Source organism: Pseudomonas sp. GGS8, from assembly GCF_024168645.1.
Taxonomy (GTDB): domain Bacteria; phylum Pseudomonadota; class Gammaproteobacteria; order Pseudomonadales; family Pseudomonadaceae; genus Aquipseudomonas.
This window is the reverse complement of sequence record NZ_JALJWF010000001.1, coordinates 3,545,131-3,564,712: the sequence shown is the minus strand read 5'-3', so window position 1 is coordinate 3,564,712 and position 19,582 is coordinate 3,545,131. Positions and strand designations below refer to the sequence as shown.

The following is a 19,582-nucleotide window of genomic DNA, read 5'->3' as shown; positions in this document are numbered from 1 at the left end:
GGTTTGCTCTGTACTGAATCGTTACATCTGCGCAACAGGTCATTCAAATTTCGAACTCCGACTGCAGCGCTGCACGTACGCAATACAAAACGCCTTCCGGCACCCGCCCTGCGAACAACGCGGCGATCTCCGCTACCGGCGGCAACTCGCCTTCGCCATCGAGGAAGGCGTCCTGAACTTCGCCCATCAACTCTTCGGGCAGGTCCAGCGCCTGTTCCAGTGACAGCTGCTGCTTGCCGATGGCCTCGGCGAGCATCGTGTAGACGTTCTTTTCCGAGCATTGCAGCTGACCGGCGATCTGCAGCGGTGTCATGCCAGCCCGGGCCAGCGTGATCAGCTCGTGGCGCACATCGGCCACCACTTTCGGGGCCTCGACCTGACCGCCGAGCACTTCGAGGAAAGCCTCGCCGTAACGTTCCAGTTTGCGCGCGCCGACACCGCTGACCGTGGCCATTTCCGCCAGCGAGGTCGGCTGGCTGCGGAGCATTTCCAGCAGCGTCGAATCGGGGAAGATGACGTACGGCGGCACGCCATGTTCTTCGGCCAGTTTGCGGCGCAAGGCGCGCAAGGCTTCCCACTGTTCGCGCTCCTCGAAGCGAACCAGTTGGCTCGCCTGGCTCTTGCTGCTTTTGGCGGTGGTTTGCGGCTTGAGGTCGCGGCGCAGTTCCAGGGTCACTTCGCCCTTGAGCAGCGGCCGGCAGGTATCGCTCAGGCGCAACCCGCCGTAGCCTTCGAGGTCGATGTCCGCCAGACCGCGAGCCACCAGTTGTCGGAACAAGGAGCGCCATTCACTTTCGCCCAGCGCTTTGCCTACGCCGTATACCGACAAATGCTGATGGCCGAAGCTGCGAACCTTTTCGTTGTCCTTGCCCAGCAACACGTCCACCAGATGGCCGACGCCGTAACGCTGACCGGTGCGGTAGATCGCCGACAGCGCCTGGCGGGCCGGCTCGGTGGCGTCCCAAGTCTGCACACCGTCGACACAGTTGTCGCAGTGGCCACAGGGCTCAGGCATGTCTTCGTCGAAGTACGCCAGCAGGGTCTGGCGGCGGCAACGGGTTTCTTCGCAGAGCGAGAGCATGGCGTCGAGCTTGTGCTGTTCCAGACGCTTGTGGCGCTCGTCGCCTTCGGAGTTCTGCAACATCTGCTTGAGCATCACCACGTCTTGCAGGCCGTATGCCATCCAGGCATCCGCCGGCAGACCGTCACGACCGCCGCGACCGGTTTCCTGATAGTAGGCCTCGAGGGATTTGGGCAAATCGAGGTGAGCCACAAAACGCACGTTGGGCTTGTCGATGCCCATGCCGAACGCCACGGTGGCGACCATGATCAGGCCTTCCTCGTTGAGAAAGCGCTTCTGGTGATGCGCCCGGGTTTCGTTGGCCAGACCGGCGTGGTACGGCAGCGCCGGGAAGCCTTGCTCACTGAGGAACACCGCCACTTCGTCGACTTTTTTGCGCGACAGGCAGTAAACGATACCGGCATCACTGCGCCGTTCGGCGAGAAACGCCAACAACTGCTTGCGCGGCTGTTCCTTGGGCACGATGCGATAAAAAATGTTGGGGCGGTCGAAACTCGACAGGAAACGCTCGGCATTGTGCAAATGCAGGCGATCGACGATTTCTTCCCGGGTACGCTTGTCGGCGGTGGCGGTCAGGGCAATGCGCGGGACATTGGGGAACAATTCCGCCAACTGGCCCAGTTGCAGGTATTCGCGACGGAAGTCGTGACCCCATTGAGACACGCAGTGCGCTTCGTCGATGGCGAACAGGGCGATTTCGAGACTTTGCAAAAAGGCCAACATGCGCGGCTGAACCAGGCGTTCAGGCGCGAGATAGAGCATTTTCACCTCGCCGCGCTTGATCCGCGCCGCCAGATCGCGCTGTTGCTCAGCGCTCAACGTGGAGTTCAACGCCGCCGCCGCAACGCCCAGCTCTTCGAGGGTGGCGACCTGATCGTCCATCAGTGCGATCAGCGGCGACACCACCACCGCCAGGCCCTCGCGCAGCAGCGCCGGCACCTGAAAGCACAGCGACTTGCCGCCCCCGGTAGGCATCAGCACCAAGGCATCGCCGCCACTGGCCACGCGCTCAATGATTGCACCCTGACGGCCACGGAAACTGTCGTAGCCGAAGATGTCCTTGAGGACGCGTTGAGCCTGTTCGAGCATAAAAACTCCAAAAATCACCGAAACATCCCTGCAAGGCTGGTTCAGAACCACGAAAGCTGCACAAACAAATCGTAAGTGCGCATTGCATGACGCTGCATATTTCAGCCGTAACGCCAGCAGGGCATCACAAAACGCGCGAGTATACCCGAGCCCTCCCCTGCAAAGGGCGCCGCTGATAAGACATACGAAAGCCAATGCACAGCAGGCTCGCTCCCACAAGGATTGCGGTGTTCCGGGAGGTGACAAGGGGAGCAAATATGCCGCGCGGCTGGCCTGTGCGCTCAAGAAGGCCTAGAATTCCCGCATCGTATATTCCCCAAGGTAGCCCTTTAATGTCCTTCGCTGAGCAACTAACCCGCCTGCAAGTCTTCCTCGACGCCGACGAGCTGCATGACGAGGCGCTGGACTATGTGGCCGCCCACGGCTACCTCACTGCGCTGTCGATCTGTTCCGAAAGCGTTCCCGACCGTGAATGGATCGACGCGCTCTTCGCCGAAGAGCCGCATTACGCCGACGACACCGAGCGTGAAGCGATCGAATCCACCCTGGTACTGCTCAAGGCTCACATCGCCCGCCAATTGGCGTCCGACGAAGAGTTCGAGCTGCCATGCGATCTCGACCTGGGCGATGACCCGGACGATTCCGACCTGCGCGGCTGGTGCATCGGTTTCATGGAAGGCGTGTTCCTGCGCGAAGCGGCCTGGTTCGAAACCGCTGAAGACGAAGTCAGTGAAATGCTGTTGCCGATCATGGTCGGTTCGGGTCTGTTCGACGAACAGCCTGAGTTTTCCGACATCGCGGCCGACGCCAACCTGATGGACGACATGATCGTGCAGATCCCGGAAGCCCTGACCGCGCTGTACCTGCTGTGCAACGCGCCAGACGAAAAACCGGCGATCCTCAAGCCACGTCACCACTAAGGTTTTGCCTATGGACAACCCCATAGGCCACCGCCCCCTGATGTTGCGCTACGTGCTGCTGGCCATCGGCTGGCTGAGCGTAGCGCTGGGGGTGATCGGGATTTTCCTGCCGGTGCTGCCCACTACACCGTTCCTGCTGTTGGCGGCTGCCTGTTTCGCCCGCAGTTCGCCACGTTTCTATCGCTGGCTGGTTGAACATCCACGGCTTGGCCCGTGGATTCGCGACTATCTGGACGGCAACGGCATTCCGCTCAAGGGCAAGGTCTACACCATCGGGTTGATGTGGACGAGCATCCTGCTCTCCTGCTACCTGGTGCCCCTGCCATGGGCGCGCGGCTTCATGCTGACCAGTGCGGTGCTGGTGACGATCTACATCCTCAAACAGAAAACCCTGCATAAACCCTGACCCGATTTCTGTGGCCAGTTCACTTCTGTGGCTATAGGGCTTCTGTGGCGAGGGGGCTTGCCCCCGTTGGGTTGCGAAGCGACCCCAATCCGGCAGACCGAATTTCTCCTGACACACCACGCAGAGTGGATTACGACTGCTGCGCAGCCGAACGGGGGCAAGCCCCCTCGCCACAAAAGCCCCCTCACTACTGAAGCCCCCTTGCCACAAAAGGCAGCCCGACAATCTGTCCGCCCCCGCCGTAAACACCACCTAGACTTCAGGCATCTGCACCCGAGCAGCCAGACATGTCCCGCAGTCCGCGTAGTCCAGGATGGTCAACGCTCCGACTTCGGTTCGGCGGATGGCTGCTGCTGACGAGTTTTCTGCTGGCCGGGTTGGGCAGTGTCTGGGCCGACTGGGATTTTGCGCTGGTTCTGCAAACGGCCGAAAAACGCTACGGCCCCCTTGGTCCGGCCCGGGGGCGGATCGAGGCCTGGAGCCAAATACTGCATAGCGAACGCAACCAGCCTGAGCGCGAACAACTGAACGCGGTCAATCATTTCTTCAATCAGCAACTGAGTTTTCAGGATGACATGCGCATCTGGCGTCAGACCGATTACTGGGCCACGCCCGTGGAATCCTTGATCAAAGCCGCAGGCGACTGTGAAGACTACGCCCTGGCGAAATATTTCAGCCTGCGTCACCTCGGGATTCCCAGCGAAAAACTGCGCATCACCTACGTCAAGGCCCTGACCCGGAACCAGGCGCACATGGTGTTGACCTTTTACAGCAGTCCCACAGCCGATCCGCTGGTGCTGGACAACCTGATCGACGAAATCCGCCCCGCCTCCCAGCGCAAAGACTTGCTGCCGGTGTACGCCTTCAACGCCGAAGGTCTGTACTTGGGGGTCAATGGCGGCAAACGCAGCAGTGACTCGAAAAAACTGTCGCGCTGGCAAGACGTATTGAGAAAGATGCAAATCGAAGGGTTCGCCGTGGGCGAAGGCTAGCCGCCACAGCAAGGAGCGTTTTATGTCACTGCGCAAACAGTTGTTTCTCGCCATTTGCCTGTTCTTGCTGGTGGCCTTCAGCGGCAGTTTTTTTGTCAGCCTGGAAAGCTCTCGCGAACAGATGCTCACCCAGTTGCGCTCCCACGCCCAGGACGCCGCCACCGCGCTGGGTCTGTCGTTGACCGCACAGATCGACGACCCGGCAATGATCGAATTGATGGTCAGTTCTATTTTCGACAGCGGCTATTTCAGCAGCATCCGGATCATCAACATCGAGAATGAACAAGTGCTGGTGGAGCGCAGCGCACCGGCGCAAATCGAGGGCGTTCCGGGCTGGTTCGTCAACCTGGTGAACCTGCGCCCACAAGGCGGCGATGCGCTGGTCACGCGTGGCTGGGAGCAGACGGCACGGGTCGAAGTGCTGAGTAACCCGCAGTTCGCCCTGGCCAAACTCTGGGACAGCACCCTCGGCAGCCTGATCTGGCTGCTGATTTGTGGATTGCTCAGTGCCGTGTTCGGTGGCTGGCTGTTGCGCCGGCAATTGCGCCCGCTCGACAACATGGTCAAACAGGCTGAAGCCATCAGCAAACGCGAGTTCCGCAGCTTGCCGAAATTGCCGCGCACACCGGAGCTCAAACGCGTGGTGCTGGCCATGAACCAGATGGTCGAAAAACTCAAAGCGCTGTTCGCCGAAGAGGCCGCCCGCAGCGAAAAACTGCGCGCCGAATCCTATCAGGACCCCCTCACGGGCCTGGCCAACCGGCGCTTGCTGGATGAACAACTGGCCGACCAATTACAGGTTTGCGAGCAAAGCCGCGACGGTCATTTGCTGATGCTGCGGATCAACGACCTGATCGGCCTCAATCAACGCTTGGGTGGCCAGCGCACCGATGCCCTGATCAGTGCCGTCGGCGAATTGCTCAAGCGCCTGACGCAACCACCTGAGCGGCGTACCTGGCTGGCGGCACGCAATCGTGGCGGCGAATTCAGCCTGCTGACGCCGGGCCTGGACAGCACCGGCGCGGCCCGCCTCGCCTCGGAAATCAGCGCTACCCTGGAAAACCTGCGCCTGACCGGCGCCAGCGACTGCATGCCCGTGGCGCACCTGGGTGTGGTCGCTTATCAGCCCGGCGAATCGGCCAGCGAAGTCCTGCTGCGCCTCGATCAAGCGCTGACCCAGGCGCAGCAGCATCCCGAGCGGCCGTGGATATATCTGGCTCACACCGACACTGCGCCGAACCACTCCCAACATGACTGGCGCAACTGGATCGACGACGCGCTGACCGAAGGCAAGATGCAGTTGTATTTCCAACCGGTGGTGCAATGCGCCGACACCAGTCAAGTGCTGCACCACAAAGTCCTCGCACGCCTGCTCGATCCGCAAGGCGAGGCCATTGCCGCCGGGCATTTCCTGCCGTGGATCGAACGTCTCGGCTGGTCGGCGCGGTTCGATCTGGCGATGCTCGAAACCACCCTCGAATACCTCGCCGCCAACCGCTGGCCGCTCGCGCTGAGCCTGTCCGGCAGCACCCTGCGCGATCAGACCCAGCTGAAACTGATCTGCGACATACTCCAATCACTGCCGGAACTGGCGCCGCTGCTGACCCTGGAAATCGACGAACGCCAACTGCCGCCCCCCGAAGAACTGCAACGCCTGAGCCACAGCCTGCTCAACACCGGTTACCGCATCGGTTTGCAGCACTTTGGCGGCAGCTTCAGCCAGATCGGCAACCTGACGCAGCTGGGGTTGGCGTACTTGAAAATCGACGGTGCCTACATTCGGGACATCGATGAGCAGAGTGACAAGCGGCTGTTTATCGATGCGATATACCGGGCGACCAACAGCATTGATCTGCCGTTGATTGCGGAGATGGTGGAGACCAAAGGGGAGCTGGAGGTGATTCGGGAGTTGGGGGTGTTTGGGGTGATGGGAAGGCTGATTGGGCCGCCGGAGCCGATGTGAGCGGTACGACCACTCGTCTAAAACCTGTGTGCACCTGTCAGATCTGACAGTAGGCAAACACTCACGCCGACTATCTAATCCTTCCGTATCGGTGCCGCCCAATCGGGAAGCGGGCGCCTCTACGGAAGGTACACATTCATGAACAGCCCCCTGACAAACGCTGACCTCGCCTCCAATGGACAAGTCGTTGTATTCCCGCCCGATCGTGGCATCGGCGTGCTGGCGGTCGCCCCGCCCTACCCGCCGGGCTTCAAACCACAGAAAGACGATGCATTGGGGATCAACATCAACATGGTGCACGGCGACCGAGACGGTTTGCTGGTTTACATCCTGGCCTATCTGAACATGGCCGTCGGCGACTACATCACGGTTTACATCGAAACAACAAACGCTCCCGTCGCTGAATTTTCCGTCACCGAAGCCCACTTCGATGCCGAGGGCAACGCGAAAAACATTCCTTTCTATATTTCCGCCAAAGACATGGAAGCCAGGTTTGCGCCGCTGCTATCGGAGAACAAGCAATTCTGGTTCGAAGTTAAGCGTGTGAGCGGAAACGGCACCGAACAATCGCCACCTGTGCCGCTGATTTATAAATACCCGGCGCCGGGTGAACGGGACACAGACGGCGGCAAACCCTTCAACCAGGGCCTCAAGCTGCCCGTCGCTTCGGAATCCGTCATTGATAAGACCGTGATCGATGAAGGCATGTTCGTGACCGTGCTGGCGTATTACAACCAGCAAATCGGTGATGTGGTCGTACTTGCCTTTGGATCGTTGCTCCTTGAGTCCACCGTCACTGTGTTGGGTGACGTGGTCTTTGAATTGACACCTGAAATGCTCGCCAGTTTGCCGCCTGGCAACACGGTGATCGTGCGCTGGGAAGTGTTCGATGTCGTGGAAAATTCGAGCGGTTGGTCGGATTCGCTCATTCTCACGTTCAAATCCGGCATGGTGTTGCTGACCGCACCGATTTTTGAACAGGCTGATCCCGACGATGTGGTGCATCACGATTGGCTCGTAGGCGGTCCCCTGCAGATACTGGTCACCGGTGTGTTTGCAAAAGATGATCTGTTTGAGCTGACATTTGAAGGGATCACTAAAGGTGGCGACCTGGCCACCCACACCTTCAGCGTGACGCTGACTGCCGCGACCAGAACCATGCACTTTGAGGTTTCCAATGAGTGGGTTCGCAACCTGATCCGAGGCTCGGCGCGGGCGTTCTATCAAGTGGTCAGAGCAGGCAACACTCAGCTGTCGAAACACGCCGGTGTCACCATCACCGGTACGTCCCTGCCATTGGGCCTGCCGATGGTCGAGCCGCTGGAGAACATCGATACCGTGCCAGTGGATACGGCCTTGGCGAAGGTGGAGTTCGCCAAATACTGGCCCATGAAAGCAGGCGCGAAGGCCGAATTACGCTGGCAAACCATTGACTCGGACGGTATTGCGATCCTGTTTATTTTCCGACTGATCGTCACCGACCCGACGCTGCCGCTCATCTTCCAGCTGCCGGCCAAATACATCGCCCCTTACGCCGGCGCCCCACTGACACTGCAATGCACAATCACCAACCCGGGTGAAGTCGAGGTGACTTCCGATCTGCTGGGTTTAAAGATTGGGGATGAGAAAGACATCGTCCTTGAGTCGCCGTTTCTGGTAGGAGTTCCCCAGTCGATTCACCCCTTGGACGGGGAGCGGACGATACGGGCCGAATTCCTCGCAGCGATCAAGGAAGACCGGGCGAGACTGATACACAACAAGGCGCCAACTGATTCGCCACTGTTCGCGCCTATTCTTTTTAACCAAAACAATCGCGCCAACTGGGCGCTCGACCCTCAGTTTCTTGTCGCCAACCAGGGAAAGACGATTCAACTGCGCTGGAACTTGAGGCGCAACGGGAAAAAAGCCGCTTCATCCCCGGCTGTGGAAATTGTGATCGCCCCGATCGCCCCCGAAGACAGTCGGCTTCCGACGCCCCGGATCAGCGGAGTATCCGGGATTGTGGAAGTAAAAAAACTGACGGCTGCCAATGAACTGGTAGTGGATGAGTGGCCGGGGCAACGTTCAGGACAACCTCAATACCTGATGTTTGAAGGAACCAACACCCAAGGTGAAGTGGTTCGGCATGAAGCCCTTAAAGGCGAACTGACGGGTACCGAGAGGGGCCTGAGACTGGCATTGCCGCTCGACTGGCTTCGCAATCTGAAAGATGAAACCACCTTACAAATCTTCTTCTGGGTGAATGTGAACCGAGAGCCTGACAGGGAAACGGCCATAGCATTTCCCGGGCAAGCGTATATCGTCGATTCGCTGATTGAACTACAGCCGCATATCGATGCACTGAAAGACCCACAGGATCGTGATATTCCACAAGGCGACACTACGATTGCCACCACTATCACCGTACACGGGCATGCAAGCATCCAGGAGCAAGTCGAGATTCTGGTGAATGGCGTGGTGGAGGCGACGGTAACGACAGATGCTCACGGCGATTTTTCGGAGCCCGTGAAGGTTGCCAAATATGACGCGCTGAACACACTCCGGTTACGAGCGAAGTACGGCGATAACCTGACATCGCCCGTACGATCTTTCACTCTGCGCCGGCCATTGCAAGTCAACCAAGACACTATGAACCTGCACGGACTCAGGATTGAAATCGGGTGGCCGAGAACGGGGCTTGATTTTGTAGGCAATACCGAAAATCGACCTGCCTCTTACGGTGTCGCCCCTATTCATTACTCATCCAGCAATTCGGCCGTGGTTTTGGTCGATGGGAATGGCAAGGTTACTGGTCTTCGTAACGGCAGCGCGTACATCCACGTTCAGGATCGATTCAGCACCCTTACATACTACGTGGATGTGAAGAACGTCTTTGTTGCGGCATCAGCTGGAGTGCCAATGACCTTGGCAAATGCGGTGACCTGGATGACCTCCGTTCCAGGCTCCATGCCTCTATCCGATCACTGGGCGGGCATGGAGCGTGTCTATGGTTCACACCGCACCTGGGTGCTGGGCGGATCGATAAACTGGATGCTCGACTCCATAGGGTGTCCTGCGGGTTACTCGAAAATCTATGACCATGGCCATGGCAATGGCCCAGGCATAGTTTGCGGCTATGCAGCCCCACATGTGCAATGGAACCCGTGGTGCGCCAGACCTTATTGAGAGAAAAAACGAAAGGGGGACATTCGTTTATCTGCCCCTGCCTAAGTGTTCTGTTGGGCCTCTTCGCGGCAGGCTCGCTCCAACGGTTGATCTGGGTTGTTCGCCTGTTTTGTGTTCACTGAAGATCGAATGTGTGGGGGCGAGCCTACTCGCGAAAGCGATCTCACCGGCAACAAAAAAAACCGCCATTCCTTCAACTGGAATGGCAGGTTTTATCATTTCAGATCACGCATGCCGTTGATCATGGTCGCCGTATCGTGCCCCCCACAACCACCCGCCCGTAAACGGTTGATCAGCCAGCCGATGCCGATGTGATTGATATGACCGTTCGTCTTAAATCTACATATACCTGTCAGATCTGATAGTAGCCAATCTGTTTTCCCTGCGGTGTGATGAGTACACGTCCCGAGTGGACTTAAAACTTGTCGCCTCCCCCGGAGAATATGATGGATATCCAGTCCGCCGAGCTAACTAAGCTGTTTGTGCTGTATCCCATGATCATCCCGGGCTGGGTCACCCCGGTGAAACCGGACGGAATCGCCCACGGCGGTATTCCCAAAGCCCTTTATGACGGCCAGGCCCAGGGCCTTGAATGCCTGGTTGATTCCTGGGCCGAGCTGCAGCTGAGATCCTGGATCATGGCGGTCGATGATCGCGTGAATTTGTATTGCAACGGCGTTCTCGTCGCAGGAGCAGGCCAGACCGTCAAACCGGGGGAGGAACAACTGCGCCAGCGTCTGTACCTGCCGCGCGGGTACCTGATGCAGGGCGTCAATCGGTTGCATTACGTGGTCACCCGTGTCAGCGGGAACAGTGAACCCTCTCGGGATCTGCTGGTGCTGTACCACCTGCGGCCTGCGGACAACCTGGATCTGGTGATCCCGGCCGACGTGCTCAAGGACGGCGTCAGTGCCGAACAGGCGGCGCAAGGGGTGCCGTTCGGGTTCACCTATGCCAACCGGCGCAACTATGACCGCATCGAATTTCTACTGGGCGACGCCAAGGTCGAGTTCGACGTCCCCGACGGCACGGCGCCGATCACCCACACACTGTTCACCGACACGTTCCGCGAGGCGGGCGACAACCCGAAAGCGGTGGCCGAGTTCTATGTCATCGATCAGTTGGGCAACCGGGTCAAATCCCCGGAGAAGCGCCTGGACATTCACCTCGGCCGTCTCAATCTGAACCCACCGACTTTGGTAGCCCCGGCGAAAAGCCCCATTGATGTGTTGGCTCACTTAACGGGAGCAACGGTTCGAATTGAATTCCTGGCAGCCGGGGGGAATGATCAAGCGCTTCTAATGATCAAGAATCCGATCGCAGGCGACAAAACGTTTCCTGCGCTGCCGTTCAATCAAAACAAAAGGGCAAACTTCAAATTAACTTTCGAGCTTCTATTGGACTGGATGGGGCGCGATGTCGAATTGCATTGGGAGTTGATTCGCGATGGGCAGCCGGCAGGGACATCGTCATCGCTGGCACTGACGATTGAACGGATTGTCGACGGAGATGCTCGATTGGGAGCTGCCATAATCGATCAGGCTGATAGTGCACGGGTCTTGGATATCAATGAATTCGACAGTGATGCCACCATCACTAAAGTTCTATGGCCGTTTCAGGGTGGAAATTATCTTATCGACATAACGGTCATCGGAACCGGAAACAATGGAACCCCCCTTGTTATTCCCGTAGTGACCGGAGGTTCCTTGACATCAGAGGAAGAGATAAACGGATTCACCAGAACACTGTCACGAGCGCAACTGTTACTGCTGCAGGATGGTTCAACCTTCCATGTAGAAGTCAAAGCCCACTTCAAGGGGCAAGACCCCATAACGATTATCTTCCCGACTTCCTTAAGCTATACGATCAAGAACCTCCAGCCTATATTGTCGGAAAATTTCGATCACCGCCCTACGCAACTCATAGGACCCGGTGGAAGTATCTCACTAGATAGCATGACCATTACTTTTCCGGCAGGGAACGGTTATTTGGGAATAACTTCGCTAGCCAATGTCATCACCGGTCCTTACCCCCAGTTACCGGGCTATTGCTATGGGCAAATTCTGGAGATGCATTGGCAGGCAAGCGGCACAGCGCAACATATGCACATCAGATTTAACTGGGGATTTTCCTATGTCAGCTTTTGGTGCAGATTCGCCCAATTTAATGACATCTCGGTTTTATTTTTAGATAAATCGGGAAATTCGTTAAATCATATATATCTCGCCAATAATTTCGGCGTACAACCTGTCACTTACTCCACCCCTTCCCACAACTACATCTGGGGTATAGAAATCAGGACACCCAGAATGGATTTAATTGCTTGTGATTGCTTCATCATGCGTCGTAAATAAGTTAACTGACGGTGAATCTTGCGCTAAAAACAAGGAGATCCGCCCCGCCTTTCCAAAACCTGAGTAAGAAATAAACAGCGATGTTTAAAAGACATCTCCAGACACTCACTCAGGCTACACATCCTTGCGTCGTTGCCTACGACTGCGCCAGAATCCGCCGGCTTGTGCGCCTAAGAGTCGGGTTCTATTGTTTCCCGGTCGCTGACAAATCAGCGATCGGGTTTAGCGACCCGAACCTTTGTAGGCGCAACAGCGCTCCAAACTCTCTTGCAGATTGTTCATGTCTGCGATTGATGTCATGGCGGCTGTGCGCGGGAGACCTTCGGGTCTGCCGGGCGCCTACACCCGGTTCGCTAACCTGCGTGCAGCCGCCACCCTTACCTGTTTAGCGACAGGTCTTGGTGGCTCCATTTCTTGTAGGAGTTTCACCATGTTCAAACCAACACCGAACCCACCCGAAACCGACGACGTTTCCCCCTACGAAACCCCCGATTCCAAAAAACTCAACGAAGCCGCCGAGCGCGCCCTCGATTACTACCTCAAACCGTCCGCCCCCAAGCCCCCGCGCAAACCGAGCACGATTTACACCGTTGCCCCGGACATCGACATCGAAGAGCTACTGGCCAATGCCTGCGAGTCCTTTGCCTCGGCCAAGGTGATCGCCAGTGACTGCGCCGGGTTTCTGGAGGGGCCGCAGCGCAATACGATATTGGGCGTCGCGCAGCTCATCATGTTCGGGGAGCTGGCGGTGAATCGGGCGCTGGACAGTCTGGAATTGAAGGCCAACCCGACCCTGTAACCTGATCCCTGTGGCGAGGGGGCTTGTCGGAACGCCGCATCGCCCCGTTGGGCTGCGAAGCGGCCCCCAAAACCTGCAATCACTGCCTGTCTGGCGATCTGCATGTACAGGTTTTACGACTGCTGCGCAGCCGAACGGGGGCAAGCCCCCTCGCCACATGAGGTGTGTCCGGGCACGAGGGTGGCGGATCAAAACCCCAAACAACAAAAAACCCGCCCCCCCCTTTCACCGGGAAAGCGGGTTTTGTCGTTTCAGGTCACACCGTATCTACCTTCAACGAATGGTCATTCAACATGCCATTGATGATCGTCGCCGTGTCATGCCCCCCTGCAACCACCCCACCCGCCCCCGGCGTGACGCCGTAGTGACTGGCCAGGTTCACACCGGCCAGGTCAATGGTCTGGCTCGGTGTGGCGCCGGCCATGGCGCTGACGTCGATGCTGGTAACCAGTGAGGCGCCGCTGCCGGTGACTTTGAAGTGCAGGTAGTCATCCAGCGACGCCGCGGTGCCGTTTTCGCCTTGCAGCAGTTGCGACAGGTCGAGTTTGTCGGTGCCCGGGGTGAAGTCGGTGATGACGTCGTGACCGCTGTTGCCTTTGAACCACTGGAAGGTGTCAGCACCGCTGCCGCCGGTGAGGGTGTTGTCGCCCGGGCCGCCGATCAGCAAGTCGTCGCCGCCCCCACCGTTGAGCGCATCGTTACCCAAGCCGCCGTTGATGACGTTGCTGTTGTTGTCGCCCGTGAGGCTGTCGTTGAAGTTCGAGCCCGTGAGGTTTTCGATGCCGGTCAGGGTGTCGGTGCCTGCGCCAACGGTGTTTTGCGCGGTGAGCAGGCTGAGATTGACGGTGACGCCGGCGGTGGCATGGGCGTAGCTCGCGGTGTCGTTGCCGGTGCCGCCGTCGAGCCAGTCGTTGCCCGGCCCGCTGAACAACAGATCGTTACCGGCACCGCCATGCAATTCGTTGTTGCCTGAACCGCCGGTAAGCAGATCATTGCCGTCGCCAGCGTTGATGACGTTGTTGCCGGTGCCCGCAATCAATACGTCATCGCCCGAGGTGCCGGTCAGGGTGTGGCCGTCCTGGTAGGTGATGTTCACCGCCGCGCTGTCGCTGCCGCCGTGGTTATCGCTGGTGGTGTAGGTGCCGTGGAAGTCCGGTGTGGAGTCCTGGGCTCCGGCGTAGTTGACGGTCATGGTCAGTTGATAGTTTTCCGCGCCTTTGCCGCTGTTGCCCGGGCCACCGTCGTCGATGTTGGTGATGTGGATCTGGTACGTGCCGTCCGCCGTGGCGGTGATGGTCTGGCCGTCGGCGATGGCGATGAATGCCCCGCCGTTGACCGAATACTCCAGGGTGATGTGGCCGGCCGCCAGGTTGTGGTCCAGGTTGAGGGTTTCACCCTGTTTGAGGTTGACGGTAATCCGGTCCTCATCGTTGGTATTGTTGGTGCTGACCGCCCCCAGCGCCCCGCTGACCACCAGCATGGCGGTCATGGCCGCGGTATTGGCGACGAATGCGCTGCGGGCAATGGTCACGGCCTGGACGTTATTGCCGGTGAAGCTGAAGCTTGAGTTGATGCCTGTAAAGTCCGCGCCCTTGGCCACCCATCCGGTGTTGAAGGTGGTCGGCGATGCCGTGAGCACATCGCCGTTGGGGTCGGTGTCGTTGGCCAATAGCAGCTCGCCCGGCACCACGATACTGCCCGACAGAACGTTGGTGATGATGTGATCATCGACCGCCACCGGTGGCGAATTCGGAATCACGTTGACTGTCAGGGTCGAACTGGTGAGGTCGCCGTCGTTGTCGCTGGCGGTGAAACCGATGTTTTCGGTGATCTGCACGGCCGTGGTTTTCTGCGAGGTGTAGCTGTACTCGCCGGTATCGAGGTTCACCAGCAGCGTGCCGCTGTTGTTGGTGGCGATGCTCAGGGTGTTGTCGGCGGTGTTGAAGGTGCCGTGGTTGGCGCCGCCGCTAAAGTTCAGCGACCCCTGATTGCTGTTGGCTTTCGGGTCGTAGGTATAGGTGGTGCCGTCGACCGCGAGGATTTTGATGAAACCGCCATCGGCGCCGAACGTACCGCCCTCGCCCAACAGCGAACCGGTGACCGGCGCGCCTTGCACGGTGCCCGAAAGCACCGAGTTGAGTTGGTTGAGGTCGGTCACCACCACGGCGTTGGTGTCGGTGTGGGTACTGCCGTCATAGGCCACCGGATCGAGGCTGGCGTTATTGACGCCGCTGCCCAGGCCGATGGCGTAGTTCTTGATGCCATTGGCATCAAGGAAGGCTTTGAGCGCGATCTCGTCCGCGGTGCCGATGTCGCCTTCGTTGGGTTTGCCATCGGAGAAGAAGTAGCCGACGTTCTGCGCCCCGGTGAGTTTGCCCGAGGTATCGAACGCACTCTCCATGGTCGCCACGGCGGCGTCGTAGTTGGTGCCGCCGCCCGCGGTCAGCGTAGCGATGATCGACTTGGCGGTCGCCACATCGACCCACACCGACGTCTGGTCGGTGGCGCTGCTGCTGAAGGTGACGATCTGCACCTTCACGTCGCCCAGGTTGTCGTACTTGTCGAGCAATGCGCTGATCGCCTGCTTGGCCAGGTCCAGCCGCGACAGGCCCGATACACCGGAAGGGTCGTCCATGCTCCCGGATACATCGATCACCAGCATCAGGTTGGAGTCGATCTGCACCGCCGGCACCGAACGGTCCGACGCGACAGCGTGAGGCACGTCATCGACGATGTTGACCACAAGGGTGCCGGTGGTGCTGTTGCCCAACGCATCGGTGGCTTTGTAGGTGAAGCTTTCGTTCAAGGTGTTCGCGTCATCGTTGGCGTTCGGCGATGTTTTCGGCGCCGAGGTCAGGGTGTACGTGTAGGAACCGTCGGGATTGAGCAGGATCTGCCCGTAGGTGCCGGTGGCGCTGCCGACCAGGGTGTAGGTGATCGCACCAGTGGCGCCAGTGACCGAGCCTGTCAGCGTACCGGAGCCGGTTTCACCGGTGTTGCCGGGCTCGCTGCCGGTGACGCTGCCCGCTGCCAGGTCCTGTCCGTCCTTGGTCAGATCCAACGCTTTTTCGTAGACGGTCACGTCGGTATCGGTGGCGGCTACGAGGCAGCTGTTGGACACATCAACGGTGATCGTGGCGGTGCTTTCATCGCCGTCGGCATCGCGCACGGTATAGGTGAACACGTCCGTGGCGCCCGCTTCGCCGACTGAATTCGGGTTGCTGTGGTACACGGCATTGCCGTTGGCATCCAGGGTGAGATAGCCGTAGGTGCCGTTGATGTGCGTATTCAAACCACCGATGGCCGAGGTCGAGGTGTCGCTGCCGGCGCGCACGCCGACCACGGCGCCACCCAAGGCCGGGCCGTCAGCGCCGAGCACATCGTTGTCCAGCACATTGCCGCTGACCGTACCGCCCTCCACCACCGAAACCGAATCGCAATGGGCCGTCGGCACGTCATCGACAATGTTGATCACGATGGTACTGGTGACGCTGTTGCCCAGAGCGTCGGTGGCCTGATAGGTGAAGCTTTCGCTCAGGGTATTCGCACCATCGTTGGCGTGAGGCGTGGTCGTGGGCGCCGAGGTCAGGGTGTAGGTGTAGGAACCGTCCGGGTTGAGCAGGATTTGTCCGTAGGTGCCGGTGGCGCTGCCGACCAGGGTGTAAGTGATTGCGCCAGTGGCGCCGGTGACCGAACCGACCAACGTGCCGGAGGCGGTTTCGCCGGTGTTATCAGGCTCGCTGCCGATGACGGTGCCCGCCGCCAAGTCCTGGCCATCCTTGGTCAGATCCAGGGCTTTCTCGTACGCCGTCACGTCGGTATCGGTGGTTGCTACAAGGGTGCAGTTGGACACATCAATGGTAATGGTGGTGGTGCTTTCATCGCCGTCGCCATCGCGCACGGTGTAGGTGAACACATCCGTGGCGCCCGGCTCGCCGACCGAATTCGGGTTGCTGTGATACACGGCGTTGCCGTTGGCATCCAGGGTCAGGTAGCCATAGGTGCCGTTGATTTGCGTGTTCAAGCCGCCAACGGCCGAGGTCGAAGTGTCGCTGCCGGCGCGCACGCCGACCACCGCGCCACCGAGTGCCGGTCCGTCGGCGCCGCCGATGTCGTTGCCCAGCACGTTGCCCGAGACCGTCGCGCCTTCGGCCACTGAGACGTGATCAGGGTGGGCGGTGGGCAAGTCATCGACGATGTTGACGTTGATCTGGCCCAACGCCGTGCTGCCGTCGACGTCAGTGGCGACGACGTTGAGGTTCTCGGTGATGCTGTTGGCGCCGCCGGCGTTCGGGTGGGTTTCGTTATCCACCAGGGTGTAGCTGTAGCTGACCACGCCGGTCGCGCTGTCGTAGCCGGTGATGGTCAGCGTGCTGCCCAGCGGCGTGACGATCGATTGCGGGAAGCCTGCGGCCACACCACCGGTGACCACCGCGATGCCGCCCACCGTCAGGGTTTGCAAACCGTCGAGCGCGGTGACGGTGAAGGTGCCGCTTTGGGTCAGCGCCGGTGCATCGGGGCTGCTGCCGTCGCTGAGGTTTTTTTCGTAGACCGTGAGTTCACCGCCGTTGACGTTCAGGCCATCGAGGGTCACCAGGTCGTCGTTGTTATGGATGTTCAGCACCAGCGTCGCGGTGCTGGTATCGCCATCGGCATCGGTGAGGGTGTAGACGAAATGCTCGGTGCCGTTGCCGCCACCTTGCAGGGCTTTGAAATCGGCGTCGCTGGTGTTCAGGGTGTAGGTGTACGTGCCGTTGGCGTTCAACACCAAGGTACCGTAAGTCCCGGCGAAGGTGCCGGGGGTGATCGGTCCGGCGTTCTCCCCGGTGGTCACACGGTCGGCGCCTTGCACGTCGTTGGGCAAAACGTTGCCGCTCAGGGTCAGCAGGGTTTCCGACGCTGCATGGGCATTACTGTCGTCCACGGCCTGAGGCAAGTCATCGACGATGTTCACATCGAGACTGCCATTGGCGGTGGTGCCGTTGTCGTCCACCACCGTCACCGCAAACTGCTCGGAGAGACTGTTGGCACCGTTGGCATTCGGATGCATTTCGTTGTCGACGAGGGTGTAGCTGTAGCTGACCATGCCGGTCGCATTGTCGTAACCGGTGATGGTCAACGTGTTGCCGAGTGGCGTGACGATCGAATGCGGGAAGCCTGTGATCAGGCCACCGGATACCACCACGATGCCGCCCACCGTCAGGGTTTGCACACCATCCAGCGCAGTAATGGTGAACGTGCCGCTCTGGGTCAGCGCCGAGGCATCGGGGCTGCTGCCATCGCTGAGGTTTTTCTCGTTGACGATCAGCTCGCCGCCTTCGGCATTCAGGCCATTGAGCGTCACCAGGTCGTCGTTGTTATGGATGTTCAGCACCAGCGTCGCAGTGCTGGTATCGCCATCGGCATCGGTAAGGGTGTAGACAAAATTTTCGGTGCCGTTGCCACCACCGTGCAAGGCTTTGAAGTCGGCATCGCTGGTGTTCAGGGTGTAGGTGTACGTGCCGTTGGCGTTCAACACCAGGGTGCCGTAAGTCCCGGTGAAGGTGCCACCGATGATCGGCCCGCTGTCGGGGCCGGTCGGAATGCGGTCGGCGCCCTGGATGTCGTTGGGAAGCACACTACCGGTAAGGGTCAGCAGGGTTTCCGAGGCGGTATGGGCATTGGTGTCGTCGATGGCCCTGGGCACATCGTCGGTGATATTGACGTCCAGCGAACCGGTGGCGGTATCGCCGTTACTGTCGCTCGCGACCACAGTGAACTGTTCACTGAGGCTGTTGGTGCCGTCGCCGGCGGAATGGATTTCGTTGCCGACCAGGGTGTAGCTGTAACTGACCACGCCGGTGGCCGGGTTGTAGCCGGTGATCGTCAGGGCGTTGCCCAATTGAGTGGTGATCGACTGCGGGAAACCGATAGGCACCCCGCCACTGATCACGCTGATTCCGCCGATGCTCAGGCTGGTCAACCCGTCGGGCGCAGACACTGTGAACGTGCTGTTCTGTGTCAGTGCTCCCGGGTTACTGGCCGAACCGTCCGCCAGGTTGGCTTCATTGAGGGTCAGTTCGCCGCCCGCCACCGACAGGCCGGTGAGGGTGACCGGGTTATTCGGCACGTCTGTAACAACCGGTGCGGCGATGCCGTTATTGCCGTTGTCCGGCGCAGCGTCTCGGCGCTCCAGGGGGAATTCGGGAATACCGTTGAAGCCCGCAGTAGGGAAACCAATTGTGGGGTCGACCCGCCCGCCCACTTCCTCCAACAACACAAAACTGTGGCCACCGCCCAGTGCGCCACCGGGCGCGCCCGTTGCGTCCGGCCCGGCGGCGGTGGCCTCAGCGGTCTGGGTCGGGTCGGCGCCGGCGGCAATGGCTTTTTGCAGTTGTTCGACATCGGTCAGTTGCGCCTGGCTAGGCGTCACCGCATCGGCGGTCTCCACATGCGGCACCTGGTGCGCCAGTAATTGGGCGGTCATTTGCAGGCTGCTGTCACGCCCCAGCGTCAGCTCCTGGCCATTATGCAAATGGACCGCCACCGCGCCTTCGGCCCCAGTGACCAGTTGCTCGCCGGCAAACAGCCGATCGCCCTCGATCAGTGCGCGTCGAGTGCCATCACCCGCCACTGCATACACTTGACCGATGACCTTACTGACGGTACCGATGAGCGTTGCCATGTGTATTCCTCCGCTGCCAACTGCTGTCGGCATCCTGTTTGCGCGAAGAAACGTGCTCATGGCTTAAGCAGGTTGCCTGATGGCCCGTGTGCCGGAAAGCGTTTACCTGAGGTAAACCGCTGCCTCCCGACACTCTCGCCAGGCGTGTC

9 protein-coding genes are annotated in these 19,582 nt (G+C 59.5%); 7 read left to right on the top strand and 2 right to left on the bottom strand.

Annotated features, from left to right (window positions below):
* Positions 1-43: 43 nt before the first annotated feature.
* Positions 44-2,170 (bottom strand): DNA helicase RecQ, encoded by a 2,127-nt coding sequence (gene recQ, locus J3D54_RS16080; RefSeq protein ID WP_253419959.1) that lies wholly within the window; start codon positions 2,168-2,170, stop codon positions 44-46.
* A 332-nt stretch (positions 2,171-2,502) separates the two neighbouring features.
* On the opposite strand from recQ, the gene J3D54_RS16075 reads away from it, so the two are divergent.
* From J3D54_RS16075 to J3D54_RS16045, 7 genes are all read left to right on the top strand, one after another.
* The gene (locus tag J3D54_RS16075) at positions 2,503-3,090 is read left to right on the top strand and encodes a YecA family protein (RefSeq protein WP_007938492.1); all 588 of its coding nucleotides are present in this window, start codon (positions 2,503-2,505) and stop codon (positions 3,088-3,090) included.
* 10 nt (positions 3,091-3,100) lie between these two features.
* A complete protein-coding gene (locus J3D54_RS16070) occupies positions 3,101-3,496 on the top strand; it encodes a YbaN family protein (RefSeq protein WP_253419956.1) in 396 nt (131 codons plus the stop codon).
* A gap of 287 nt (positions 3,497-3,783) precedes the next feature.
* A complete protein-coding gene (gene lapG, locus J3D54_RS16065; RefSeq protein ID WP_253419953.1) occupies positions 3,784-4,488 on the top strand; it encodes a cysteine protease LapG in 705 nt (234 codons plus the stop codon).
* Positions 4,489-4,510: 22 nt separating this feature from the next.
* The gene (gene lapD, locus J3D54_RS16060; protein ID WP_253419950.1) at positions 4,511-6,451 is read left to right on the top strand and encodes a cyclic di-GMP receptor LapD; all 1,941 of its coding nucleotides are present in this window, start codon (positions 4,511-4,513) and stop codon (positions 6,449-6,451) included.
* A 138-nt stretch (positions 6,452-6,589) separates the two neighbouring features.
* Positions 6,590-9,616, top strand: a complete 3,027-nt coding sequence (locus tag J3D54_RS16055; RefSeq protein WP_253419947.1) for a hypothetical protein — start codon at positions 6,590-6,592, stop codon at positions 9,614-9,616.
* 446 nt (positions 9,617-10,062) lie between these two features.
* The gene (locus J3D54_RS16050) at positions 10,063-11,970 is read left to right on the top strand and encodes a hypothetical protein (RefSeq protein ID WP_253419944.1); all 1,908 of its coding nucleotides are present in this window, start codon (positions 10,063-10,065) and stop codon (positions 11,968-11,970) included.
* Positions 11,971-12,400: 430 nt separating this feature from the next.
* Positions 12,401-12,769, top strand: a complete 369-nt coding sequence (locus tag J3D54_RS16045) for a DUF6124 family protein (RefSeq protein WP_253419941.1) — start codon at positions 12,401-12,403, stop codon at positions 12,767-12,769.
* Positions 12,770-13,025: 256 nt separating this feature from the next.
* On the opposite strand, the gene J3D54_RS16040 is transcribed toward J3D54_RS16045, so the two are convergent.
* Positions 13,026-19,433, bottom strand: a complete 6,408-nt coding sequence (locus tag J3D54_RS16040) for a retention module-containing protein (protein WP_253419939.1) — start codon at positions 19,431-19,433, stop codon at positions 13,026-13,028.
* Positions 19,434-19,582 lie beyond the last annotated feature (149 nt).

What these genes read in the sequence shown, in the direction of transcription:
- J3D54_RS16070 (WP_253419956.1), top strand. Translation starts at nt 3,101, where the DNA reads ATGGACAACCCCATAGGCCACCGCCCCCTGATGTTGCGCTACGTGCTG.
- lapG (WP_253419953.1), top strand. Translation starts at nt 3,784, where the DNA reads ATGTCCCGCAGTCCGCGTAGTCCAGGATGGTCAACGCTCCGACTTCGG.
- J3D54_RS16045 (WP_253419941.1), top strand. Translation starts at nt 12,401, where the DNA reads ATGTTCAAACCAACACCGAACCCACCCGAAACCGACGACGTTTCCCCC.
- J3D54_RS16040 (WP_253419939.1), bottom strand. Translation starts at nt 19,433, where the DNA reads ATGGCAACGCTCATCGGTACCGTCAGTAAGGTCATCGGTCAAGTGTAT.
- J3D54_RS16055 (WP_253419947.1), top strand. Translation starts at nt 6,590, where the DNA reads ATGAACAGCCCCCTGACAAACGCTGACCTCGCCTCCAATGGACAAGTC.
- recQ (WP_253419959.1), bottom strand. Translation starts at nt 2,170, where the DNA reads ATGCTCGAACAGGCTCAACGCGTCCTCAAGGACATCTTCGGCTACGAC.
- J3D54_RS16075 (WP_007938492.1), top strand. Translation starts at nt 2,503, where the DNA reads ATGTCCTTCGCTGAGCAACTAACCCGCCTGCAAGTCTTCCTCGACGCC.
- J3D54_RS16050 (WP_253419944.1), top strand. Translation starts at nt 10,063, where the DNA reads ATGGATATCCAGTCCGCCGAGCTAACTAAGCTGTTTGTGCTGTATCCC.
- lapD (WP_253419950.1), top strand. Translation starts at nt 4,511, where the DNA reads ATGTCACTGCGCAAACAGTTGTTTCTCGCCATTTGCCTGTTCTTGCTG.